The following is a 22,939-nucleotide window of genomic DNA, read 5'->3' on the forward strand; positions in this document are numbered from 1 at the left end:
CGCACCGCACCCGCAGGCGAATTTAATTCCCCTCGACCTTCCTGAGATGGGTCGGTTCGGAATAAACACCCGAACGCTCGGTGCGTCCGTGAGGGTCGGCGGCTCCACTCCGCCCGACAACTCCCGTCGCACCACGCCAAAGGCGCGGATTTTGAGAGGAGTCGCATTTCCAGTCAACACGACCGCTTCAGATTAAGGTCTTTAACCCGCGTCACGGCCGGTAAACCGCGTTTCGTGACGTGGCAAATTAAGCGTGTTGACGGGCTTCACCCTCGGGGTCAAGCCCCGAGGCACTCGCCCTGTTCAGCCTGTAGAGCGGCCGATTTTCGATCCGGCGAGCGACGTTCGATCCGGCAAGCGACGGGTGGACCGACAGCCACCGGTCGGGTCGGCGACCGACTACATCGACTCGGGGGCCTCGACGCCGAGGACCCCGAGCGCGTTCGCGACGGTGTGTTTCGAGGCAGCGACGATCGCCAGCCGCGCGTCCCGCAGCTCCGGCGACGACGCCGACAGGACCGGACATTCGCGGTAGAAGGAATTGTACGCGTCGGCGATCTCGCGGGTGTATGTCGCGACGATGTGCGGTTTCAGCTCGTCGGCGGCCTCCTCGATCACGGCCGGGAAGCGAGCGATCTCACGGAGGAGGGCCCGCGCTTCCGCGGTTTCGAGGACGTCCGCGTTCACGTCGACGGATGCCGTCCCGCCGGCGTCGTCGCTTCCGGTCGTCGCATCGGCGGTGACGCCGGGGACCGACACGTCCGCGGCCGCGGCCTCCTGGAGGATGCCGCAACAGCGCGCGTGGACGTACTGGACGTACGGGGCCGACTGCGCCTCGAAGTCGAGCGCACGGTCCCACTCGAAGGTGATCGCCTTGGCGGGCTGTTTCGAGACGATGTCGTACCGGACCGCGCCGATCCCGACCTGGTGGGCGATGCGCTCGACGTCCGACTCGTCGAGATCGTCGTCGCGGATCCGGTCGTCGAGACGGGTCTCGACCTCCTCGCGGGCACGGTCGATCGCCTCGTCGAGGAGGTCATCGAGCATCACGCCGGTCCCGCGGCGGGTCGACATCTTCCCCTCGGGCAGGTTGACGTACGAGTAGATCACGTTCTCAAGCTGGTCGACGTCGTTGCCGAGGAGATCGAGGGTCGCGTTGAGCTGGTCGGCCTGCAGCTTGTGGTCCTCGCCGAGGACGGTGACGGCGCGGTCGTAGTTGTCGAACTTCCACTCGTGATGGGCCAGATCGCGGGTGGTGTACAGCGAGGTGCCGTCCGACCGGAGGAAGACGAGGTTCTTGTCGATCCCCCACTCGTCGAGCTCGAGCTGCCAAGCGTCCTCCTCGTAAACCGCCTGGTCGGTCTCCGTGAGCCGGTCAGCGATCTCGTCGGTCGAGCCGTCGCGCATGAACCGCGTCTCCTTGACGAACTCGTCGAAGTCGGCCGGGAGGCGCGCGAGACACTCCCGCATCCCCGAGAGCACCTGGTCGACGACCTCGCCGACGCGCTCGTAGGTCTCCTCGTCGCCGTCCTCGAGACCCTGGAGGATGGACTGGATCTCGTCCTCGGCCGTCTCGACCGCCTCGGGGGCGGCCTCCTCGAGGTAGCTGTTCCCCTTGCGGTAATACCGGACGAGATCGTACTCGATCCGGTCGCGGGCTGGCGAGTCCTCGAGGTCGGATTCGTCGAAGGTCTCGTAGGCCCACGTGAAGACCGCCATCTGGCGGCCGGCGTCGTTCACGTAGTAGTGCCGATCGACGTCGTAGCCGGCCATGTCCACGACGTTGGCGACGGCGTCACCGACGATCGGGTTGCGCGCACGGCCGACGTGAACGGGGCCGGTCGGGTTCGCGCTCGTGTGCTCGACGACGACCGAGGTGTCCCGGTCCGCGAGCGCGCCGTAGTCGGCATCGATGCCGGCGGCGAGCGTGTCCGCGAGGTACGCGTCGGTCGTCCGGAAGTTGAGGTAGGGGCCGGCGGTCTCGACCGCCGCGAGGTAATCGTATGCCTCGGCGTCGATCGTTTCCGAGACGGCCTCGGCGAGTCGGCCGGCAACCTGCGGGGGCGCGTCCCCGAGCTCGCCCGCCAGCCGGAAGGACGTGCTCGAGGCGAGCGTGGCGTCCGTGTCGGCCGGCGGCTCCTCGATGCCGAGGTCGTCGGTCGGGAGATCGAGGTCGGAAAGCGCCGCCGAAAGCGCCGCCTCGACCTCCGACCGGAACTGTCGGAACATATTCCTCGTTCGAGAGGCCGGCTAAAAGGCCCTTGCGAAGCGGGAGCGACGGAACGGCGGAGCGACGACGGAACGAGACGGTGGAACGGGACCGACAGGATGGGGACGACAGGACGGGAACGCTAGGATGGAGACGACAGGACGGAAACGGTGGAACCGAGATACGGGCGGCTTTCGTCGTGACCGACGTTTCTTTATATATCCCGTGGGATGTGGGCACGTGGGATTCCGGTAACCGGGATACATCACGATCGTGTGACGCCCCATCACGTTATCGTTATCTATACCGTATTCGTTATACTTATGCCCGGCAGGCCCGAACGTCGGAGTATATGCCAGACGCGGCGGCAGCATCCGAACGGACGGGTCCCGACGAGATCGCGGCGCTCAAAACGATCGCCCTGGCGGGCGGGCTCTCGGAGACGAAAGTCTCGTGTGCGGGGCTCGCGGCGGACCTCGACGCGTCGACACAGACCGCCTCCAGGCGGCTCCAGCGGCTGGAGGCGAACGACCTGATCGAGCGGGACGTGGTCGGCGACGGGCAGTGGGTCCAGGTAACCGACGCCGGCGAGTCGGTCCTCCGCGGCGAATACGCCGATTACCGGCGACTCTTCGAGACCGAGACGAAGCTGTCCCTGACCGGCGTCATCACGAGCGGGATGGGCGAGGGGCGCCACTACATCACGCTCGATGGATACATGTCGCAGTTCCGAACGCGGCTCGGCTACGAACCGTATCCGGGAACGCTCAACGTCGAGCTCGACGAGGCGAGCGTCCGAAAGCGTGGCGAGATGGCCGGCATCGCCGCCGTCGACATCGACGAGTGGGAGGGCGAAGACCGGACCTACGGCGCCGCGTCGTGTTACGCGGCGACGATCGTCGCCGACGGGACCGATGCCGAGTCCGACGGCGAGACCGATGCCGAGTCCGACGATCGGGAGCCGCGTGAGTACGCCGGCGCACACGTCATCGTTCCGGATCGAACACACCACGACGAGTCCCAGCTCGAGGTGATCGCGGCCGACAAGCTCCGCGAGGAGCTCGCGCTTACCGACGGCGAAACGGTGCGGGTCCGGATCGAGCCGGCCGACCGCCCGGACCGCGACGGGGCAACCACGGGGGCACAGTGATGCGGGCGGACGCCGAAGCCGCCCTCGAGGGGGCGCTCGACGCCTTCCGTGCCGGCGGACCGGTCTGCATCCACGACTTCGCGGACCGGGAGGGCGAGACGGATCTCGTGTATCCCGCCCGCGCGGTCACCCCGGCAGCCGTCTCGCGGATGCGAAACGATGCCGGTGGCTTGATCTGCGTCGCCGTGAGCCATCGCGTCGCGGAGGCGTTCGAGTTGCCGTTCCTGGCGGACGCGATCGACCACCCCGCGATCGACGACGACCCGGCCTACGACACCCGGTCCTCCTTCTCGCTCCCGGTGAACCACCGGGAAACCTTCACCGGGATCACGGACATCGATCGTGCGCGGACGATCACCGAGTTGGGAACGGCGGCAGCGGCGGTCGAACGCGACCCCGAGGCCTACACCGCCGAAACCTTCGCGTCGGAGTTCCGGTCGCCGGGCCACGTCCACGTGCTCCGCGGAGCCGAAGATCTACTGGCCGATCGAACCGGCCACACCGAACTCGGGCTCGCGCTCGCGGCCGCTGCCGGGGAGCCGCCGGCCGTCGTCGTCTGCGAGATGATGGACGACGAGACCGGCTCGGCCGTCACTCCCGACGACGCCGCGGCCTACGCCGACCGACGGGGGATCCCCTACGTCGAGGGGAAAACGCTCGTCGAGGCGCTCGAGTGACCCGGTCAGCGTGATCGACGGGATCATCCGAGCCGTCGAAGAGGCCGTCAGCACGGCCGACGAATCCGGTAGCCCGTCGCGTGTTCCGCCTGATTTATGGCGGACGCCGACGAGGAGCGAGTATGAGCTTCGAGGAAATGGACGTCGACACGATCTGGAAGAACGGGTCCTTCGTCGACTGGGAGGACGCGACGACCCACGTGCTCACGCACGCGCTCCATTACGGAACCGGCGTCTTCGAGGGCGCCCGGTGTTACGACACGGAGAACGGGCCGGCGCTGTTCCGCTGGGAAGAACACCTCGACCGCCTGTTCGACTCCGCGAAGATGTACGACCTCGAGATCGACCACTCCCGCGAGGAGCTCACGAACGCGACCCTCGAGCTGCTCCGCCGGCAGGACCTCGAGAGCGGATACATCCGGCCGATCGCCTATTACGGGTACAACTCGCTGGGGGTCTCCCCGAAGGACTGCCCGACCGACGTCGCGATCGCCGCCTGGCCGTGGGGCACCTACCTCGGTGAGGAGGCGCTGGAGGACGGCGTCGACGTGATGGTCTCCTCCTGGCGGAAACACGCCTCCTCACAGGTCCCCACGAACGTGAAGACGACCGGCCTCTACGTCAACTCGATGCTGGCGGGCGAGGAGGCCCGCCGGAACGGCTACGTCGAGGCGATCGTCTTGAACAAGGAGGGCAACGTCGCCGAGGGCCCCGGCGAGAACGTCTTCCTCGTCGACGACGGCGAGATCTACACCACGGGCCGAGCACAGTCGATCCTCGAGGGGATCACCCGGGACACCGTCATCACGCTGGCCCGTGAGAACGGCTACACCGTCCACGACGAGGCGACGCTCTCGCGCGGGCAACTGTACACCGCCGACGAGCTCTTCTTCACCGGCTCCGCGGCCGAGGTGACCCCGATCCGCTCGGTCGACGACACGGAGATCGGCCCCGGAACGCGTGGCCCGGTGACTGAGGAGCTGCAGGACGCCTTCTTCGAGCTGGTCGAGCGCCGGACCGAGGAACACGACGACTGGTTCACGTACGTCTAGGTCACGCGTCGGCGGAAACGAAGCGGTTTTCGGCCGGCGAGTCGAATCCGAGGTATGGACAGTGGCGGATCCAGCGACATGACGCTGGCGTTCGAGTTGGCGGCCTTACAACAGCTTGCCGATCCCAACGCCGTGTTCAACAACGCCAGACAGTGGACCGAATACGTCGGCGTCGTCAGCGAGAAGCCGACCTACGTGGTCACGAACTTCACCCGGAAACACCGCGTTCGCCAGGACTTCTTCTCGGGGCCGCGTGGCGTCGAGGAGAGCCTCGAGAACATCAAAACCCAGTTCGAGACCGACCGACACGTCTTCGTCGGGATCACGGACGAGGACGAGGCGGTCGCCGAGGCCGCCGGCTGGGAGTTCCTCCACGTCGAGGACGCCGCGGAAGCCGCCGGCTGGACCCTCGGCGAAGACGAGGAGACGGCCGAGGCGGACGCCGACGACCGCGACGACTGGCCCTGAGCCGACGACCGCGACGACCGACGCTGGCTCCGGATCGATCATCGGTACCGACCCACACCTTTCGAAAGCCCTAATCGGGTCTCGCCCGTTCATACCGGTAATGAGCCACCAGCTCCCCGACGTGCAGGCGTCCACGCCCGACGTCGCCGTCGGCCTCTCACAGGTGGGCGTCACCGACGTACAGAAGCTCGTGAAACTGTCGCGGGGCGGGGACCGGCCGATCGTGTTGATGGCCGAGTTCGAGGTGTTCGTCGATCTGCCAAGCGGCCGGAAGGGCATCGACATGTCCCGGAACATGGAGGTCATCGACGAGATCCTCGAGGACATCACCCGCGAGGAGGCCTATCGCGTCGAGGACGTCTGCGGGGACGCGGCCGAACGACTCCTCGAGAAACACGAGTACACCTCCCGGGCGGAGGTGCAGATGACCGCGGACTACATCACGCGCGAACGGACGCCGGCCTCCGACCGGCCGACCCAGAACACCGCAACGATCATCGCCTCCGCGGAGGCGACCGAGGAGGGAACTCGCGAGGAGATCGGCGCCGAGGTGACCGGCATCACGGTCTGTCCGTGTTCACAGGGAATGTCCGAGGCGCGGGCCCGCGAGGAACTGCACGAGCTGGGCGTCGACGAGGAGACGACCGAGGCGTTCCTCGATGCGGTTCCCCAACCGGGCCACTCACAGCGCGGTCACGCGACGTTGACCGTGACCGCCGACGGCGATCCCGACGTCGACCTTCGGGAGATCATCGACATCGCCAGGAACTCGATGAGCGCGCGTATCTACAACCTCGCGAAGCGTCCGGACGAGGACCACATGACCTACCACGCCCACGCCAACGCGAAGTTCGTCGAGGACTGCGTCCGGTCGCTGGCCGACCAGACGGTCTCCGCGTTCGACCATCTCGACGACGACGCCGTGATCCGGATCGCCCAGTCGAACGACGAGTCCATCCACGAGCACAACGCACACGCCGAACGCGAGGTCACGATCGGACAGCTTCGATCGGAAGTGAACGGCGACGACATTGCCGACGACTCGGCATCGGGATCGTAGCTACCGGCCGTCGAATTCGTCACGCGATCGGAACCGATCGAGCCGCGTCGCCGCCGCCCACCGCGGTTCGAACCGGTCACGGACCGCGGCCGCGAACGTGGGATCGGTCAGATCGATCATCGCGAACGGTTCCCCCGCCGACAGCGGATGGGGGACCTCCAGACAGACCTCGGTGTCGTCGAGGAGGGTACACGACCCCTCGATGCCCTCGACGGGACGGTCACCGGATCCCTCAACGACACGGGCTTCGAACCGTTCGTCGTCGAGTAATCGCTCCAACGATCGGCTGCCGCTGCCGACCCGGTCCGGCAGTCGATCGACGAGGGCCGCCGACACGAGGACGCGCGTGTCGACGCCACGGTCGAGCGCATCGGCGATCGCGGCGGTCACGCGATCGCTTACTGCCGGCAGATCGACGCCGGCCGCCGGCGTCCCGGCAACGATCACGATCCGGTCGTCTGCCGCCGCGAGACGGTCCAACAGGAGGGCAACCGTTTCCTCGGCGCCGACCGCCGCCGTCCAAAACTCCTCGGCAACGGGGTTGTCCGCCGAAAGCTCCGCAGTAAGGGTATCGACGACCGATTCATACCGTGTCAGCCGTTCGTCGAGCTCGCGGCGCTTCTCGGCCAGCAGCCGATCGAGTGCGACGTCCGGTTCGACCGCGACGTACGTTTTCGGCCGGCTTGCGTCCTGACTCCGGACCAGATCACGATCCTCGAGTTCGTTGAGAACGTCGTAGATCCGACCCATCGGGACGTCGCTCGCCCGTGACAGATCCTTCGCGATGATCGGACCGGTTCCCACCAGCGTGCGGTAGGTCCGTGCCTCGTACTCCGACAGTCCGAGATCGCGAAGGCTCGCCATACAGGAGGTCCACACGCGACCGGTATAAACACATCGCCGGTTTATCACACCACGGTCCCGGAACCGTTTTTTGCGGTATAACTGCCGAAATCGTCGGTTCGTGCCTAGCGCATCGCTGAAACCGCGTTCAGCAACTCATCAGGAGTTTCCACGGGGTCGGAGTGGTCAGCAGACACCGCAACGATCGCGGTTCCTGCGTCGGGCGCGATCGGCGTCGGCACCTCCTCGCGGTGGGCGTTCGCCACGACGACCTTCCCGTGGTCGGCCACGCGCCACGCCGCACGGTGGAGATCGGTTCCCGGTTCGGTGCCGACGAACACCGCCGGCGTCCCGTGACACAGCCGCGCGGTGAGGCTTCCGTAACTCGCCAGCTGCACCCCGTATCGGTCGGTCGCGCCGGCGAAGGCGGCCGCCGTCTCGTGGGCAACGTCGACGTATCGGTCGGTCCCGGTCGCGACGCCGAGATCCAAAAGCGCCGTGGCGACCTCGACGTTCGTGTCGAGCGGCCTGAAGGGGTGATCGAGCAGGCCGGCACCCCCTCGCGGGCCGTCGAGGAACGATCCGTCGACGAACAGCGTCTCGATGGCCCGATCGGCGACGGTTTGGGCCACGTCGATCCCCTCGCCGAGGACGCCCTGGGCCCGGGTGAAGACGGCGATAACCCGGGCGAGATCCTCGAGGACGTCCGTCTCGCCGCCCGGCTCCTCGGCGAGGTATCGGGTTACCTCGCCCGTCGAGGCGTCGACCAGTTCGCGTTCGAGGGTCCCGAGGATCCGCTCGGCATACTCGCGAGCGTGGTCGTCGTCGGTATACGCCGCGTAGGTCAACAGCGCGTCGGCAGCAAGGGCGTTTCCGCCCGCAAGCACGGTGTGATCCCGGCGGGGAGCGGTGCGCTCGGCACGACCGTCGGCGTCGCGGGCGTAGTAGGCCCGTCCCTCGCCCGGACCGATGGATCCGCCGACGCCGATGCCGGTCCACAGATCGTCGGTGAGGAACCCGACCGCCTCGCGGGCGATCTCCTCGTAGGCGGCGTCGCCGGTGTGGAGATAGGCGTTCGCGAACGCCCGCGTCAATGCGGCGTTCGCGTCGATCGGCTTCTCGTGGTGAACGTCGTTCCAGTCACGGGTCCCGGCATACCGGAAGAAGCCGCCGGCGACGTCGTCCCGGAGGTTCGTCGAGATCGCATCCAGGGTCCGCAGCGCCTGTGACCGCTCGCGTTTGAGGGCGAACTCGATCGTTCGCGGCAGCGGGAACTTTGCGTCGTCCCCCCAGCCGGCGTGCTCGGCGTCGAACTGCACGTCGAGCTGTCCGGCGAGATGCTCCTCGATCGCCTCGGTGACCTCGCCGGACGGCGGCAGGTCGCCGGCGAGCGCGCGCGGGACACGCCCGGCCGCGTCGCCGTCCTCACTCCACCGGTCGCGGACGGATTCGAGCACCTGTCGCATTCCGTCGGGGCCAAGGTAGCCGGCGCCGGTGAGCAGCTCGCCGTCCGGCGTGAGGAAGACGGTCGAGGGGAATCCGCCCATATTGTAGCGTTCGCGAACCCGGGGCCAGCGGTCGACGTCGACCCGGATCGGGACGAACGACTCGTTGATGTTGGCGGCGATCCGCGGCTCGCCGTACGTCTTCGCGTCCATCTCGTGACAGCCGTCACACCACGTCGCGGTGAGCGCGAGCAGTACGGGGCGGTCGGTCTCGGCGGCCTCGGCGAAGGCGTCCGGCCCCCAGTCGCGCCACTCGACGTGCGTCTCGGTCATACCCGGCGGTCGGGCGGCCGGGAGGGTAAGGGCTTCGAGACGGGCGGCGTCGGCGCAGTCGACGAAGCGCCACTAGAGGCCGCGCAGGTCCTCGAGCGTGTCGTCGATGTCGCGGTCCGCGACCGCGAGCGAGAAGCCATCGGCCCGCGCGAGGTCGCCGGCGTGGTCCCACAGGTCGTCCTCGTCGATCCCGTGCAGGACCACGGCGTTCGGGGTCGGCGTGACGACCCGGAGTGCGACGAGCGGAGACTCCCCGCGCGTCACGTTCGTGAACACGAGCGCGCGGTTCGTCGACTGGCCGTAAAGCCGGTAGAACTCCTCGCTCGAGAGCCGCGAGATCGCCTGAATGGAGTTGATGACCGTGTGACCGTAGATCCGGTCGCGCTCGCCCGCGACGATCTCGGTGGCGTCCATCGCGTCGTGAAACGTCGACAGCGGGACGGCGGTCGTGTACTCCCGGAGATCGAGAACGACGTCGCTCTCGAAGCCCGCCGAGATGACGCGTGCATACTGTCTGAGCCGGTCACCGCCCCGGTCGGCGTCGATCGCGATCAGCGCCTCCACGGTCCGCCGAACGACGCCGATCCCGGGGCTCTCGCGGCGGCCGCTCTCGTAGTCGGAGACCACGGAGGAGGAGACGCCGAGCTGGCCGGCGAGCTCGGTCTGTGAGACGTCGAAGTCCGTGCGCCACTTGCGGAGGGTTGCGCCCGGATCGTCGCTGAGGGTGATCTCGCCGGCGATCCGCCGCGCCAACTCCTCTCGCGCGCGCTGACTCATCGTCACCACGTGCGGTCGAACCGGGCAAAAGGGTGTCGAAATCGGGGTTCGGCGATCATCGATATCCCGCGGCCGAAACCGTGAGAAAGCCGGCCGCTCGACGGCAGGTATGGATATCCGACCGTACGATCTCGACGATCAGGACGACGTCGCGGCGCTGTGGACCCACAAGCGGGCCTTCGAGCGTGGACTCGGCGCGGGAACCGGGGGCGAGGAAAAGGCGACCGCCTACGAGGCGAAGCTCACCGACGCCTACCGGTCGGACTGGCTCGACTGGGTCGACCGGTGCGTCGCGGCCGACGAGCGGTGTGTGACCGTCGCGGACGCCGGCGGCGAGGGAATCGTCGGGTACGTCTTCGTCCTCCCCGAGACGCACCGATTCATCTGGGACGCGGCGGTGCTCAACGAGATCTTCGTCGCGCCCGCCTACCGCGGCGAGGGCGTCGCCGACGACCTGCTGGAGGCCGCGGTCGCGCTGGCGGCCGACCAGGACCTCCCGATCGATCGGCTGATCCTCGACGTCGACCCCGACAACGAACGGGCGCGCCGGTTCTACGACCGACACGGGTTCGAGGCGTGGGGTGAATTGGTGGCTCGGCCGCTGTGAGGCGGACGAGAACCAACCGCTGTGGGTCGGAGACGGTCGGTTTCGATCAGCTCGGGGGAAGAGTCAAATATTTGATGTCTCCGGAGGATAACAACGGGTCGCGTGGATCGGGCAGGATCGAGGGGAACAAGTCAATCTTCCGACCGTTCACGGCGATGAACGGTTCGAACGGACTCGATCGTTTATGTGTGGGCGTCCCGTCCCCACGCTTGATGAGGGTTCGTGTGGCCGCGATCGCGGTCTGTCTCGCGGTCGCGGTCGGCGTCGGGGGGCTCGGGAGCGTCGCGGTCGGGGATGCGGCCGCCGAGTCACCCGCGGAGATGGCGGTCGAGACCGTGAGCGGCGCGGACGTCGCTGCGGTACACGCGGGAGCCGATGACGCCCGACGCCCGCAAGTAGCCGGCGACGGACCGGCAACCGAGAACGAGACGGGGGCCCGAAACGGAACGGAGTCCCAGGAGGGGACGGAATCCGGAAACGGAACCACGACCGAGCAGGAACCGGCTTCGGGACCGGAAACCACTCCGACGACGAACGGGACGGCGGGAACGACCGGCGGATCACCCAGGTTCGGGGCCAGCCTGAGCGCCTTCGTGCAGTCGACCTCAGCCGAAACCGAAACGACGGTCGATCAGGGGATGTGGGAAGCGGGCGCCGGCGAGTCAGTGGACGACGAGGAAGGAGTCGATCGCGCGACCGAGCTCGCCGAACAGGTCCGATCGATCCACGCGGAGCGTCGGACGCTCGCGCGGAACCGCTCGAACGGGACGATCGACGGGGCTCGATATCGTGCCGCCGACCGGCGACTCGAGGCCCGTCTCGAGGCGACGCGCGCGGCCGCCGCGTCGGCACGCGAGCTGACGCCGGACGACTCCGCCTCGAGCCGGGCGTTCGCGGCCGTCGAGAGCGCCGCCGCGGCCGCCCAGGGACCGCCGGAGACTCCGGGAGACGGGAACGGACCGCCGAGTGAGAGCCCTGGGAACGCGACCGCTCCCGGAACCGTCGGTGGCGGCCCCGGAAACGGGACCGGGTTCGAAAACGCGACCGAGCGACCGAGCGAGGTGCCCGGAAACGAGGCGACGTTCCCGTGGGACGGGCCGATCCTGCCGGACGATCCCGGTCCGAACGCCGACGGTTCGGGGAGCCGGAACGCTGCGGACGGAAACGAAAGCGGGGGCGAAGCCGGTGAAAGGGGACAGCCGGGGAACGCCGGGAATTCCGAGAACACCGGAAACGGCGGAACCGCTGGAGATGGCGGGCCCTCCGAAAGCGAACGTGACGGGGACCGTGGAACCAGCACCGACCGTGGGAAGTCGGGGGACGGCGCGCCAGGAAGCGGGAACGGACCGGAGGCCGGGAACGGGAAAAGTGACGACCCCGGAAACGACGACGCATCCGGAAACGACGACCGGCCGGGTGACGGGGCCGGAGACGACCACGGCAACGCGCCGGCCGATCCGGAGGCCGACGACGCCAGTGACGGTTCGAGCAGTTCCGAACCCAGCAGTCCCGAAAGCGACGGGCCAGGAAACGAGGGCGCCGGGAGCGGTAACTCGGAAAACGACGGCGCCGGAAGCGAGAGCTCCGGAACCGACGGTCCTGGGAACGGAGACTCCGGAAACGGCGAAAACTCCGGGGAGAACGCGGGTGAGAGAGCACCGTCGGACGATGGCAGCGGACCACCGTCCGATGGCGGAGCCGAAACCGATCCCGGAAACGGTGACGGCAGTGGTAGTGGTCGAAACAGCGGATCCGAAAGCAGCAGCGATACGGGCCCCGACAACAGCGGAAACGGAGACACCGACGACCGCGGTAACGCCGGCAACAACGGGAATTCCGATTCCGGGGGCTCGGACGGTAGGTCCGGAAACGGCGCCCAGCCGGCGGATCGACCGCGTCTCGCCACGGCGAAGAGCATCGTCACGCCGGCGTGATCCCGGCCGGCTGATCGGGTCGCCCCGGAACGCAACCTATTCGGCCGTCGGCGGCCGACGCGACGTATGACCGACCACTTCGAGGTTCACGAGCGGGACGGCGCCGCCCGCCTCGGCGAACTCCGGCTCGCGGATCCCGTCCGAACGCCGGCCCGGGCGGACCCGTTCATCGAGGACACCGGGAGTCTCTGGGCGGCCGACCGATCGATACCGGACGGCGACGAGAACGCGCTGACGGTGCTCCCACACCGGGGGTTCCCGGCCGGCACCCGCCAGGAGGTCCGGGAGGCGTTTCGGGTCGACCATCCCGACGTCGAGTTCCCCAGCGCGGCGGTCGTGAGTGCCCAGGATCCGGTCGACGCCGGCGCCGACGCGTACGTCATCTCGGAGGCGCCCGCGCTGGTCGGGCACGCGCGGGCGTTCGTCGAGGCGATGGTGCGGATCAAACGATCCCTGCCGGCCGACACCGCCGTGCTGCTGTCCGGGGTCGCGACGCCGCTGAACGTCGCGACGCTCGCGTACGCCGGCGTCGATCTCGTCGACGGAACGCTCGCGCGGGTGAAGGGCTCACAGGGCAAGTACCTGACCGCGGACGGCGAACACTTCCTCGAGGACCTCAAGGAACTCCCGTGTGCGTGCCCGGCGTGTGCGGGCCCCCGCGACGAGTTCACCCGTCAAGACTGCGAGCAGCACAACCTGAACGCGCTCGACGCCGAGCTACGGCGGGTTCGCCACCGGATCCATCGCGGCCGGCTGCGCGATTACATCGAGGGACAGGCCCGCCACGACCAGTGGCTCACCGCCACGTTCCGCCGGCTCGACGACGAGTGGGGGTTCCTCGAGCAGCGGACGCCGGTGATCCGCGACGCGGAGATCACGGCCGCAAGCGCCGAGACGATGGACCGCGTCGAGATCCGGCGGTTCGCCGACCGGGTGACGAGCCGGTATCGATCGCGGTTCGACGCGCCGCTGGTGCTCGTGCCCTGCTCGGCGACGAAGCCCTACAGCGACTCCCAGAGCCACCGACAGTTCCACGACGCGATCCAGTGGCGGGGCCACATCGCCTCGATGACCTCGCCGATCGGCGTGGTACCGCAGGAGCTCGAGACCACCTATCCCGCCCAACACTACGACTCGGTGGTGACCGGCGACTGGTCGAGCGAGGAGATCGAGTTCGTCGCCGAGGTCCTCCGGCGCTATCTCGAGCGGAACGACTACCCCCGCGTCATCGCACACGTCCCCGAGGACGGCTATCGGGAGATCTGCGAGCGCGTGGCGGACGCGGTCGACGTGCCCTTCGAGTACACCTGCGGGGACCACCCGACGACCGACGACTCCCTGGACGCTCTCGCGGCGGCGCTCGAGGGCGAGCCGGCCTACAGCAAGCGCGAACGCGAGCACAACACGGTTCGTGCACTCGCCGACTACCAGTTCGGCCCGGTCGGAGGCACGGACGCAGGCACGGGGATCTTCGGCGAGGACCTCCACACGACCGGCCGCTATCCGAAGCTGCAGGCGTGGTCGGGGCCGGCCGGCGACGCGGGGACGCAGCTGGCGACGATGGTGCCACAGTACGGCGTTCTCTCGCTCACGCTCGCGGGCGCGCGGCGTTGGGTCGACAGTGACGTCCCGACGAAACGGGTCGAGATCGACGGGTTCGTTCCGCAAGGGTCGGTGCTGGCGCCCGGGATCGTCGACGCCGACGACGCGATCCGCGTCGGCGACGAAGTCGTGATCGAGGGGCCGGCGGCGTTCGCGGTCGGCCGCGCCGAGATGCACGGCACGGAGATGGCCGACTCGACGCGCGGGATCGCGGTGACGGTCCGACACTGCGAGGAGCGGTGACCGGCCGCGGGGCCACATCACTGCATCCCGATCTCGCGCCTCACCACGTCTCGATCCGGTCCTCGCGAACGTCCTCGAGACAGCCGGCACAGTCGGGGTGGTCGGCATCGAAGCAGGCCGGCGTGCCGTCCTCGGCGACCGGAACCGCCCGGGTCTCGGCGTGTCGCCGACAGACGATACGGGCGTTTCCGTCCGCGTCCGTGGGCAGGTCGAATCGATCGGCTCCCGTCCGGTCCACGTCCGGATCATCGGATCCGGGAGCGACGTCGTCGGGCTCGGCGTCCTCGACCCCCGACCGATAGGCGCGTTTGGCCGACTCGAACTCCCGGCCCGCGCGCCGCAGCCCCCGGCGAAGCGCACGCTCGATGCCCTCGTCCATACGGGTGATCGGGGCGGCGAGCCAATCAGTCTTCGGCATCCGTCGACGCCGGGGATGGCGTCCGATCGCTATTCGTCCCGCCGCTCTCGCATACTCTGCCGGGTGAACTGCGGGCGGGCGCGGATCCCCTTCCGCGAGCGGAACGACCGGTACAACGCGATCGCGAGCGGGGCCGAGAGACCGAGCGAGAGCGCCGCGAGTTCCCAGGCGTTCGCGAACGAGTAGAGGATCGTCGCGGAGAGGACGCCGACGGCCAGCAACACCGAGTAGGCGATCCGCATCGCCAGTTTGTCGAGCACGTGGGTGTCGTCCTCGATGGTGACGTTGAGGTGGACGTCGCCGCGCTCGGCCCGGTCGAGGACGCGATCGAGCTTCGGCGGAACGGTGATGAGCGACCGGGCGGTCTCCTGGAGCTGATCGCCCGCTTCGGCGGCCATATCCCGGGCGGTCTGTTCGTAGTAGCCCTCCTCACGGAGGTAGTCGGTCGCCGTCTCGATGAAGTCGAACTCCGGATCGAGGGTGACGCAGACTCCCTCGACCACGGTCGCGACCCGGAGCACCAGCGCGAGGTTCCGGGGCAGCCGCAGCGGGAACTCGTAGATCGTCGACTCGACCTGCTCGATGATCTGGTTCACCCGATACTGTTCGATGTCCTCGCCGCGGGCGTCGGCGATCGCCAGCTCCATCACCTCGCCCATCACCTCGCGGTCGGCCTCCGGCGAGAGGGTCCCGATCGCGATCAGCGTGTCGAGGATCGCGTCGATGTCCTGGTTCGCGACGGCGACGTAGAACTCGACGATCTGCTCCTGTACGTACGGGTCGACGCGGCCGGACATCCCGAAGTCGTAGAAGACGATCGAGCCGTCCTCGGCGACCGCGAGGTTCCCCGGGTGCGGGTCGGCGTGGAAGACGCCGTCGTCGATGATCATTCGGAGATACGCGCGCTGGAGCGTCTCGGCGACCGCGGTCGGATCGTGGCCGGCCGCCTCCAGGTCGTCGATCCGGTCGATCTTGGTCCCCGGGATGTACTCCATCGTGAGAACGCGCTCGCCGGACGCCTCGGGATAGGCTGCGGGGATCCGGACCGACTCGTCGTCGGCGAAGTTCCCCCGGATCTCCGCGAGCATCTCGCGCTCGCGGTCGTAGTCCATCTCCTGACGGATCGTCTTGGCGAACTCCTCGGAGAGGTTCTCCAACGAGAAGGCCCGCCCGCTGTCGATGAACCGCTTGACGATCGGCAGCGACCACCGGATCACGCGCAGGTCGGCGTTCACGAGCGGTTCGATCCCGGGACGGCGGACCTTGACCGCGACCGGATCCCCCTCGTAGGTGGCGGTATAGACCTGTCCCAGGCTCGCGCCGCTTATCGGGTCGGGGTCGAAGTCATCGAAGACCGCGTCGACGTCCCCGAACTCGGCCTCGAGCACCTCGCGTGCCTCCGCCCACGGCGCCGGCGGCACGTCGTCCTGGAGCTGTGAGAGGACGTCGATGTAGGCCGGCGGCAGGACGTCGGGACGGGTCGACAGCAGCTGTCCGAGCTTGATGAACGTCGGGCCGAGCGTGAGCAGGACGTCGAGAAGGGTGGCTGCGCGGTCGCGTTGTGTCTCGGCGTCGACCTCGCGGGAACCGCCGAACAGGAGGAACCGTCGTCGGTCGCGCCAGTACGCGATGATGAGCGGCGAGAACCGCCGCAGAACGATCCAAAACCGCCAGTATGCGCGGAGAGTGACCAGCGTGATCACCCGTCAGTGCTCGTCGATCGCGATCGGTTGTCCGTCGGCCGAACGACGCTTCGGAACCGTGAGCTCGAGCACGCCGCGGTCCATCGTCGCCGCCGCCTCCGAGCCGACGCCATCGGGCGGTAACGGGAGATCCACGTCGAGGAACAGCGGACGGTCCTCCCGGAGGTACCGGTAACCGTCTGGGGTCGTCTTCTCCCGGCGAGCCTCGATGTCGATCCGACCGGACTCGGCGACGACCTCGGTCGTCTCGCTGGTCGCGCCGGGCAGGTCGACGACGAGGACATAGGCGTCCGCCGACTCGAGGAGGTCGGCGAACACCGCCTCGGGGAGGTCCCGAAGCGCATCGCGGAGCGCGGACATACACACCGGTACGTGGGGGAGGTCGAAAAAGGGTGTGGTCGCGATCGGCAGACGTTCGAGGGTCACGGGATGGGTGGATCGGTGGACCCGATGGGATCGGCGCGGAGACGGCCTTTTGCCCCCCGAGCGGAAAGGGGGCGTATGGACACGAAGCGACACGAGGCGGGGTTCAAGGACCGAACCCGCGTTTCGGCCGCGCGATCGACGCTGCTGGAGGCCGTTCGGAGCCACGGGCGGACCGAACGGGTTCCGGTGGTCGAGGCCGACGGGCGAACCGTCGCGGAGCCGATCACCGCACCGAGTCCGGTTCCGGGGTACGACCGGGCGGCGATGGACGGCTATGCAGTCCGCGCCAGTGATACTTTCAGCGCAAGCGATCGGTCGCCAGCCGTGCTCCGGGAAACGACCGGAACGGTCGGGCGTGAGGAGGCCGCACGCGTCCACACCGGGAGCGATCTCCCGGCGGGCGCCGACGCCGTCGTGATGATCGAGCAGGTCGAGCCCGTCGATTCGACCGACGAGATCGAGGCCTTCGACGCGGTCGCCGAGGGGGAAAACGTCGGCGCGGCCGGCGAGGACGTCGCCGAGGGGGCACACCTCTACGACCCCGGTCACCGGCTTCGGCCCTCCGATCTCGGCCTCCTGAAGTCGGTCGGTCTCGAGACGGTGCCGGTCGTCGAGCCGCCGCAGGTCGCGGTGATCCCGACCGGCGAGGAGCTCGTGCAGTCGGATCCGGATCCGGGGGAGGTGATCGAGACGAACGGCCTCACGGTCTCCCGGCTCGTCGAGCGGTGGGGCGGCGATGCGCGGTACCACGACGTCGTCACCGACGACGAATCACTGCTCCGGACGGCGATCGACGACGCGATCGGGGCGGGCGCCGACGTCGTCGTCACGACCGGCGGATCGTCGGTCGGGGAGCGCGACCTCCTGCCGGAGGTGATCGACGGACTCGGCGAGGTGCTCGTCCACGGAGTCGCGCTCAAACCCGGCCATCCGGTCTGTCTGGGGACCGTGTCTGAGACGCCCGTGGTCTCGCTGCCGGGGTATCCGGTGGCCTGCATCGTCAACGCGGTGCAGTTCCTCCGGCCGGCGGTGGCGCGCTCGCTCGGCGCGACGATCGATCCCCATCCGACGCGGCGGGCCCGACTCACCCGAAAGATCGCCAGCGAGCCCGGAACGCGGACGTTCGCTCGGGTCCGCGTCGAGGAGTCGGCCGACGGGGACGGACAGGAATCGGACGCCGAGAACGGGTCGGCGTCGACGGCAACGGCCGACTCGCTGCCCGACGCGACGCCGACGCGGGCGAGCGGCTCCGGCGTGCTCTCGAGCGTCGCGCTCGCGGACGGCTGGGTCGTCGTTCCCGAGGACCGCGAGGGGATCGACGCCGGAACCGCCGTCGACGTGGAGTACTGGGAGGTGACCGAATGACGGACCGCAAGGAGTTCCGCGATCTCGCGGCCCCGTCGGCCGCCCACGATGCGATCGCGTCGCTCGATCTCGATCCGGGCGTCGAGGCGGTCCCGCTGTCCGACTCACGGGGCCGGATCCTCGCCGAGCGGATCGACGCGGACCTCGACGTCCCGGGGTTCGACCGCGCCTCGATGGACGGCTACGCGGTCCGTGCCCGCGACACCTTCGGAGCCGACGAGGCCGATCCAGTCGAACTCGAGCGCGTCGGGGCGGTCCACGCCGGGGAGGAGCCGGACGTGGCCGTCGAGCCCGGAACGTGTGCCGAGGTCTCGACCGGCGCGGTGCTACCCGAAGGCGCCGACGCCGTCGTGATGGTCGAACGGACCGACGTGGTCGGCGGCGAGAACGATGCGAACGACGAAGACACCCGAATCGCGGTCCGGACGTCGGTCGCGCCGGGCGACCACGTGATGGTGGCCGGAGCGGACATCGCCGCGGGTGCCAGGGCGCTCGGGCCGGGAACGCAACTGACGCCCCGCGAGATCGGCCTCCTGTCGGCGTTGGGCGTCGAAACCGTTCCGGTCCGTCGGCGTCCGCGCGTCGGGATCGTCTCGACGGGCGACGAGCTCGTCCGTCCCGGCGAGACGCTCGACAGCGATCGGGGACAGATCTACGACGTGAACTCGACGACGATCGCGGCCGGCGTCGAAGAGGCGGGCGGCGAGCCGGTGTTGTACCCACACGCCGGCGACGACTACGACGAGATGGAGCGGTTGCTGCTCAAAGCGGCCGACGAGTGCGACCTGGTCGTCTCCTCGGGATCGACCTCCGCGAGCGCCGTCGACGTCATCTACCGCGTGATCGAGGACCGCGGTGAGCTGCTGTTACACGGCGTCGCCGTAAAACCTGGCAAGCCGATGCTCGTCGGCCGACTCGAACGATCGTCGGACGCGAGCACGACGACTGATGCGAGCCCGACGACTGATGCGAGCCCGACGACTGATGCGAGCCCGACGACTGACCCCAACACCGCGACGGACGACGACGAGCGACGTGGGGAATCGGCCTACATCGGGCTGCCCGGCTACCCGGTGTCCGCGCTCACCATCTTCCGGACGTTCGTCGCGCCGGCGATCCGCGAGGCCGCCGGCCAGCCCGAGCCCCGGACCGCGACGATCGAGGGAGAGATGGCCGTCCGCGAGCGGTACGGGGAGGGACGACTCCGCCTGATGCCGGTCGGGCTGCTCGAACGTGACGGGCGTCTCGACCACGGAACGACGGCGGACGGGAGCGGCGACCGTCCGCTCGTCCATCCCGTCGACAAGGGATCGGGCGCGACGACGAGCCTGGTCGAGGCCGACGGCGTGGTGGCCGTCGACCCCGATACGGACTATCTCGAGGCTGGCGAACCGGTCACCGTCCAGCTGTTCTCACCGGACGTGCGGCCGCCGACGCTGCTCGGCGTCGGCGAGGACGATCCGGCGCTCAACCGGCTGCTCGACCGGATCGATCGGCCGCGATACCTGCCGGTCGGAACCCGGGAGGGACTCCGACGGCTGCGTGACGGACTGCCGGACGTCGCCGTCGCGGCCGGACCGATCGACCGGGACGTCGAGGCCGTCTCGCTCGGCGGCTGGACACGCGAGTGGGGGCTGATCGTGCCTGTGGAAAATCCCGCGGACGTGACGGAACTGGCCGACCTCGTGGACCGGGCGGTGCGGTTCGTGAATCGGGGGACGGACTCGGGATTGCGAGCGAGTCTCGACGACGCACTCGAGGCCCTCGCGTCGGAGCGGGGGACCGACCGTGGGGAACTTGTCGACGCGATCGACGGCTACGACCTGACGGTTCGCGCCTTCGAGAGCCCGGCGCGTCGGGTGCTCGCGGGGGAAGCCGACGTCGGCCTCGGACTTCGGACGACCGCGGAGCGACTCGGAACCGGATTCTGCCCGCTCGGCGTCCAGGACGTTCGGGTGCTCGCGAACGCTGAGCGGACCGATACGGACGGGGTGTGCGCCCTCCGTGAGGCGCTCGACGACGTGCTCGGCGGCGCGGGCGGGGAGACATCGTCCGTTTTCGACGGTCTTGCGGGGTACGACGGCGGAACCGACGGAGAGCTCTAGGCCGCAGGGCGAGGACCGGGAGCGACGGGGCCGACGCTCACTCCCGCGGAACGGCGACGACCGGACGATCGGCGTCGGCGAGGATCCGTCGAGCGACGCTGCCGAACAGGGCCTCCTCGACCGGCGATCGGTCGCGCAACGAGATCACGATCTCGTCGGCGCCGAACGACTCGGCGGCGGCACGGACGTCCTCGGCGGGGTCGTTGCCGCGAACGAACTGATGGGTCTCGACGGTCGCGGCCGCGAGCCTGACGGCGACGACGTTGAGCGCCTCCTCGCCGTCCCGGACGTCCGTGGCGCTCGTGTCGTCGCCGCCGAGTAGGGAGTTGACGGCGTGAACGGTGTCGTCAGCATCGACCCGATCGGCCAGATAGTCACAGCTCGCGGCGCTGGCGTGAACCGAATTCGTGGGACACAGGAAGGTGGTCACGACTCGGATCCGTCGCCGAGCCCGCTTAACCGTTTCCGCGGGCGGGTCCCGGCTTGGCCGCCGTCACTCCTCGGGCAGGTCGTCGGCCGAGGTCGGCACCTCCTCGACCTGTCCGGCCAACGTGGCCGCGTCGCCCGCGACCGTCGATGGGTCGACGCCCGCCTCGTTGGAGACGAGCCGGAGATGGGCCGCAAGCAACGCGAGCGGTTGCAGCGCCTCCTGTTCGCGGTCGTCGGCGTGCTGTGAGAAGGTCGTCTCGACCTCACCGTCCCGAACGACGCCCGCAAAGAGCGCGTCGACGTCCGCATCGAGGAGCTCGCGTGCGTGCTCGACCTCGCGTGCGAACGCGTCGTTGTCCGTCGCGGTGTCCGTGTCGACGTCGTCATCGGCTTCGTCGCCGGCATCGGGCGTGGGCATACCGATCGGTCGCGGGCGCGAAGACAAAAGGGCGCGGGTCGGACGGAGCGTGGGCCTGGAGGCTGGCCGATCGGGGCCACCCGAATCGACGTCGACGTCAGTTCGGGCGCGGGCGCGCAATGAACAGCGTCTGGACGATGTTGAACGGGTCGTACACCGACTGGTGACACTGACAGTAGACGCCGTCGGCGGCGTCATAGCGGGAAGACTCCTCGTTCTTCTTGTACCCCGGAACACAGCAGAAATGGGTACAGACGTTGAGCCAGGCGAGGAAGCCGTTCTCCGTCGAGGCGGCAAGCCACTCGTCCTCCTGTGCCGCCTCCTCGATCAGCGGCGATCGAATGACCGTCGCTGTGAGCGTGTCCTCCGCGTCCTGGGACCGCCAGTTCGCGCTTGCAGGTTTGCCCATTCCATCCTGTCCGATACCGTTACCCCACTCCTCGTAGTCGTCGAAGGAGTCGACGTGGAGCTGTTCGCCGGTTTCGTACTCCTCGCTTTGCCAGTCGTAGCCGCCGGGGGCGGCCCGGAAGAGATTGTCGGACTCGAACTCGGGCTGGATGTTCTCATACCCCTCCATCCCACAGTACTGGAACCACTCGCCGGAGTAGGTCACGTCGCCCGCCATATCCTCCTGGGCGACGGTGATCTCGACGCCGTTTTGGGTGATCGTCGTCACTTCCGGCCACTTCCCGCGGAGGTAGCCGTCATCGGTGATCTCGATCGGGATCTGGGGCATCCCGCGCGGTGCGGGACCGCCGACGAGCTCGATCGCCATCGCGGTCGTCTGCCCACCGCCCGTACCGGTGGAACTCGTTAGGGAGTTAACCGTCGCTGATCCCGTCGCGCCGACGCCCGCGAGGGCGCCTCCGCCGACGACGCCCTTCACGAACCGTCGTCGTCCGGACTCGGGTGGGTACTTATCATCCGCGCTCATACCCGAAACCTCGCTCGCGCCGGTGAAAAGCGTGACGAACCGCCCGCCACGTCACCGGCTGCCCCGACACAGCCGCACACGCGCTTTTTAAAAGGGTGCGGCCGGTAACGTCCATATGTTCGAGGACCGGCCGAATCGCGACGCGGAAGTCGTTCTCGTCGGGCGGTCGAACGTCGGGAAGTCGACGGTGATGCGGGATCTAACCGGCCACGACGTCTCGACCGGCGGGAAGCCGGGCGTCACGCGCCAACCGAACCACTTCGACTGGACGGCACAGGACTTCATGTTCACCGACCTTCCCGGGTTCGGCTTCATGTCCGGCGTCGAGGACGAGCGGCGAGAGCAGATACAGACCGACATCGTCCACTATCTCGAGGAGTACGCGGACCACATCCTGGCCGGCGTCCTCGTGCTGGACGGCAACAGCGCGGTGGAGATCATCGACCGCCATGCGGATCGCGGCGAGGTGCCACACGACGTCGAGATGTTCGGGTTCCTCCGTGAGGTCGGGATCGAGCCGATCGTCGCCGTCAACAAGATGGACAAGGTCGACGACGAGGACGAGCGGCTGAACGCGATCTGTGACCGGCTGGGGCTCTACCCGCCCTGGCAGCAGTGGCAGGGGGAGACGATCGCGCCGATCTGTGCCAAACGGGGCTCGATGGAGCCGCTGTATGAGTGCCTGCGAACCCGATTTCACGAGGCGAAGCGTGACGACCTCCTCGGGTTCGTGAGCTAAGT

Annotated in this window: 21 protein-coding genes; 11 read left to right on the forward strand and 10 right to left on the reverse strand. The window is 68.5% G+C overall.

The genetic code is table 11. The annotated features are described in order from the left end of the window. Nucleotides 1-399: 399 nt before the first annotated feature. The gene (gene argS / locus OQF70_RS11155) at nt 400-2,229 is read right to left on the reverse strand and encodes an arginine--tRNA ligase (protein ID WP_280537643.1); all 1,830 of its coding nucleotides are present in this window, start codon (nt 2,227-2,229) and stop codon (nt 400-402) included. Nucleotides 2,230-2,561: 332 nt separating this feature from the next. Between argS and OQF70_RS11160 the strand changes: the two genes are divergently transcribed. From OQF70_RS11160 to mptA, 5 genes are all read left to right on the forward strand, one after another. Continuing rightward, nucleotides 2,562-3,359, forward strand: a complete 798-nt coding sequence (locus OQF70_RS11160; RefSeq protein WP_280537644.1) for a CTP-dependent riboflavin kinase — start codon at nt 2,562-2,564, stop codon at nt 3,357-3,359. Beyond that, nucleotides 3,359-4,036, forward strand: a complete 678-nt coding sequence (ribB, locus tag OQF70_RS11165; RefSeq protein ID WP_280537646.1) for a 3,4-dihydroxy-2-butanone-4-phosphate synthase — start codon at nt 3,359-3,361, stop codon at nt 4,034-4,036. The genes OQF70_RS11160 and ribB overlap by 1 nt, the downstream gene beginning before the upstream one ends. A 122-nt stretch (nt 4,037-4,158) precedes the next feature. Then, nucleotides 4,159-5,088 carry a branched-chain amino acid transaminase gene (locus tag OQF70_RS11170; protein WP_280537648.1) on the forward strand — a complete coding sequence of 310 codons (930 nt, stop codon included), beginning with the start codon at nt 4,159-4,161 and terminating at the stop codon, nt 5,086-5,088. A 54-nt stretch (nt 5,089-5,142) separates the two neighbouring features. Then, nucleotides 5,143-5,556 carry a hypothetical protein gene (locus OQF70_RS11175; RefSeq protein ID WP_280537650.1) on the forward strand — a complete coding sequence of 138 codons (414 nt, stop codon included), beginning with the start codon at nt 5,143-5,145 and terminating at the stop codon, nt 5,554-5,556. Nucleotides 5,557-5,656: 100 nt separating this feature from the next. After that, complete coding sequence (mptA, locus tag OQF70_RS11180) at nt 5,657-6,616, forward strand: GTP cyclohydrolase MptA (protein WP_092816580.1); 960 nt, start codon at nt 5,657-5,659, stop codon at nt 6,614-6,616. On the opposite strand, the gene OQF70_RS11185 is transcribed toward mptA, so the two are convergent. The 3 genes from OQF70_RS11185 to OQF70_RS11195 form a co-directional block, all read right to left on the reverse strand. Continuing rightward, the gene (locus OQF70_RS11185) at nt 6,617-7,480 is read right to left on the reverse strand and encodes a helix-turn-helix domain-containing protein (RefSeq protein ID WP_280537653.1); all 864 of its coding nucleotides are present in this window, start codon (nt 7,478-7,480) and stop codon (nt 6,617-6,619) included. Nucleotides 7,481-7,584: 104 nt separating this feature from the next. Continuing rightward, nucleotides 7,585-9,237, reverse strand: coding sequence for a DUF255 domain-containing protein (locus tag OQF70_RS11190; protein ID WP_280537654.1), 1,653 nt, complete (start codon nt 9,235-9,237; stop codon nt 7,585-7,587). A gap of 72 nt (nt 9,238-9,309) precedes the next feature. Next, complete coding sequence (locus tag OQF70_RS11195) at nt 9,310-10,014, reverse strand: helix-turn-helix domain-containing protein (RefSeq protein WP_092816587.1); 705 nt, start codon at nt 10,012-10,014, stop codon at nt 9,310-9,312. Between the two features lie 109 nt (nt 10,015-10,123). On the opposite strand from OQF70_RS11195, the gene OQF70_RS11200 reads away from it, so the two are divergent. The 3 genes from OQF70_RS11200 (at nt 10,124) to arcS (ending at nt 14,400) form a co-directional block, all read left to right on the forward strand. Next, complete coding sequence (locus tag OQF70_RS11200; protein WP_280537655.1) at nt 10,124-10,621, forward strand: GNAT family N-acetyltransferase; 498 nt, start codon at nt 10,124-10,126, stop codon at nt 10,619-10,621. A 212-nt stretch (nt 10,622-10,833) separates the two neighbouring features. Beyond that, a complete protein-coding gene (locus OQF70_RS11205; protein ID WP_280537656.1) occupies nt 10,834-12,555 on the forward strand; it encodes a hypothetical protein in 1,722 nt (573 codons plus the stop codon). A 66-nt stretch (nt 12,556-12,621) separates the two neighbouring features. After that, the gene (arcS, locus tag OQF70_RS11210) at nt 12,622-14,400 is read left to right on the forward strand and encodes an archaeosine synthase subunit alpha (protein WP_280537658.1); all 1,779 of its coding nucleotides are present in this window, start codon (nt 12,622-12,624) and stop codon (nt 14,398-14,400) included. Nucleotides 14,401-14,440: 40 nt separating this feature from the next. On the opposite strand, the gene OQF70_RS11215 is transcribed toward arcS, so the two are convergent. From OQF70_RS11215 to OQF70_RS11225, 3 genes are all read right to left on the reverse strand, one after another. Further along, the gene (locus tag OQF70_RS11215; protein ID WP_280537659.1) at nt 14,441-14,779 is read right to left on the reverse strand and encodes a hypothetical protein; all 339 of its coding nucleotides are present in this window, start codon (nt 14,777-14,779) and stop codon (nt 14,441-14,443) included. Between the two features lie 68 nt (nt 14,780-14,847). Continuing rightward, entirely contained in the window at nt 14,848-16,521 is a 1,674-nt protein-coding gene (locus OQF70_RS11220; protein WP_280537660.1) for an AarF/ABC1/UbiB kinase family protein, read from the reverse strand. A gap of 3 nt (nt 16,522-16,524) precedes the next feature. Then, nucleotides 16,525-16,881 carry an Hsp20/alpha crystallin family protein gene (locus tag OQF70_RS11225; protein ID WP_092816601.1) on the reverse strand — a complete coding sequence of 119 codons (357 nt, stop codon included), beginning with the start codon at nt 16,879-16,881 and terminating at the stop codon, nt 16,525-16,527. 141 nt (nt 16,882-17,022) lie between these two features. On the opposite strand from OQF70_RS11225, the gene glp reads away from it, so the two are divergent. Both glp and OQF70_RS11235 read left to right on the forward strand, forming a co-directional pair. Further along, nucleotides 17,023-18,312 carry a gephyrin-like molybdotransferase Glp gene (gene glp / locus OQF70_RS11230; protein WP_280537662.1) on the forward strand — a complete coding sequence of 430 codons (1,290 nt, stop codon included), beginning with the start codon at nt 17,023-17,025 and terminating at the stop codon, nt 18,310-18,312. Further along, the gene (locus tag OQF70_RS11235) at nt 18,309-20,417 is read left to right on the forward strand and encodes a molybdopterin biosynthesis protein (protein WP_280537663.1); all 2,109 of its coding nucleotides are present in this window, start codon (nt 18,309-18,311) and stop codon (nt 20,415-20,417) included. The genes glp and OQF70_RS11235 overlap by 4 nt, the downstream gene beginning before the upstream one ends. Before the next feature lie 37 nt (nt 20,418-20,454). Here OQF70_RS11235 and OQF70_RS11240 read toward each other — a convergent pair whose 3' ends face one another. The 3 genes from OQF70_RS11240 to OQF70_RS11250 all read right to left on the reverse strand — a co-directional run bounded on the left by OQF70_RS11240 (nt 20,455) and on the right by OQF70_RS11250 (nt 22,198). Next, on the reverse strand, nt 20,455-20,847 hold the full coding sequence (locus OQF70_RS11240) for a universal stress protein (protein WP_280537665.1): 393 nt from the start codon (nt 20,845-20,847) through the stop codon (nt 20,455-20,457). 63 nt (nt 20,848-20,910) lie between these two features. Beyond that, nucleotides 20,911-21,264, reverse strand: a complete 354-nt coding sequence (locus tag OQF70_RS11245; RefSeq protein ID WP_280537667.1) for a hypothetical protein — start codon at nt 21,262-21,264, stop codon at nt 20,911-20,913. A 97-nt stretch (nt 21,265-21,361) separates the two neighbouring features. Then, complete coding sequence (locus tag OQF70_RS11250) at nt 21,362-22,198, reverse strand: ubiquinol-cytochrome c reductase iron-sulfur subunit (RefSeq protein ID WP_280537669.1); 837 nt, start codon at nt 22,196-22,198, stop codon at nt 21,362-21,364. A 115-nt stretch (nt 22,199-22,313) separates the two neighbouring features. Here OQF70_RS11250 and engB point away from each other — a divergent pair, with 115 nt between their 5' ends. Beyond that, complete coding sequence (gene engB / locus OQF70_RS11255; protein ID WP_280537671.1) at nt 22,314-22,937, forward strand: GTP-binding protein EngB; 624 nt, start codon at nt 22,314-22,316, stop codon at nt 22,935-22,937. Nucleotides 22,938-22,939 lie beyond the last annotated feature (2 nt).

Origin of the sequence: Halopenitus sp. POP-27, from assembly GCF_029889855.1 — an archaeon.
Classification (GTDB): Archaea; Halobacteriota; Halobacteria; order Halobacteriales; family Haloferacaceae; genus Halopenitus; species Halopenitus malekzadehii.

Bases quoted from the DNA above. Each gene is read 5' to 3' on its own strand.
- arcS (WP_280537658.1), top strand. From the start codon at position 12,622: ATGACCGACCACTTCGAGGTTCACGAGCGGGACGGCGCCGCCCGCCTC.
- OQF70_RS11190 (WP_280537654.1), bottom strand. From the start codon at position 9,237: ATGACCGAGACGCACGTCGAGTGGCGCGACTGGGGGCCGGACGCCTTC.
- OQF70_RS11245 (WP_280537667.1), bottom strand. From the start codon at position 21,264: ATGCCCACGCCCGATGCCGGCGACGAAGCCGATGACGACGTCGACACG.
- mptA (WP_092816580.1), top strand. From the start codon at position 5,657: ATGAGCCACCAGCTCCCCGACGTGCAGGCGTCCACGCCCGACGTCGCC.
- argS (WP_280537643.1), bottom strand. From the start codon at position 2,229: ATGTTCCGACAGTTCCGGTCGGAGGTCGAGGCGGCGCTTTCGGCGGCG.
- OQF70_RS11250 (WP_280537669.1), bottom strand. From the start codon at position 22,198: ATGAGCGCGGATGATAAGTACCCACCCGAGTCCGGACGACGACGGTTC.
- OQF70_RS11160 (WP_280537644.1), top strand. From the start codon at position 2,562: ATGCCAGACGCGGCGGCAGCATCCGAACGGACGGGTCCCGACGAGATC.
- OQF70_RS11225 (WP_092816601.1), bottom strand. From the start codon at position 16,881: ATGTCCGCGCTCCGCGATGCGCTTCGGGACCTCCCCGAGGCGGTGTTC.
- OQF70_RS11175 (WP_280537650.1), top strand. From the start codon at position 5,143: ATGGACAGTGGCGGATCCAGCGACATGACGCTGGCGTTCGAGTTGGCG.
- engB (WP_280537671.1), top strand. From the start codon at position 22,314: ATGTTCGAGGACCGGCCGAATCGCGACGCGGAAGTCGTTCTCGTCGGG.
- ribB (WP_280537646.1), top strand. From the start codon at position 3,359: ATGCGGGCGGACGCCGAAGCCGCCCTCGAGGGGGCGCTCGACGCCTTC.
- OQF70_RS11200 (WP_280537655.1), top strand. From the start codon at position 10,124: ATGGATATCCGACCGTACGATCTCGACGATCAGGACGACGTCGCGGCG.
- OQF70_RS11185 (WP_280537653.1), bottom strand. From the start codon at position 7,480: ATGGCGAGCCTTCGCGATCTCGGACTGTCGGAGTACGAGGCACGGACC.
- OQF70_RS11195 (WP_092816587.1), bottom strand. From the start codon at position 10,014: ATGAGTCAGCGCGCGCGAGAGGAGTTGGCGCGGCGGATCGCCGGCGAG.
- OQF70_RS11170 (WP_280537648.1), top strand. From the start codon at position 4,159: ATGAGCTTCGAGGAAATGGACGTCGACACGATCTGGAAGAACGGGTCC.
- glp (WP_280537662.1), top strand. From the start codon at position 17,023: ATGGACACGAAGCGACACGAGGCGGGGTTCAAGGACCGAACCCGCGTT.
- OQF70_RS11215 (WP_280537659.1), bottom strand. From the start codon at position 14,779: ATGGACGAGGGCATCGAGCGTGCGCTTCGCCGGGGGCTGCGGCGCGCG.
- OQF70_RS11205 (WP_280537656.1), top strand. From the start codon at position 10,834: ATGAGGGTTCGTGTGGCCGCGATCGCGGTCTGTCTCGCGGTCGCGGTC.
- OQF70_RS11235 (WP_280537663.1), top strand. From the start codon at position 18,309: ATGACGGACCGCAAGGAGTTCCGCGATCTCGCGGCCCCGTCGGCCGCC.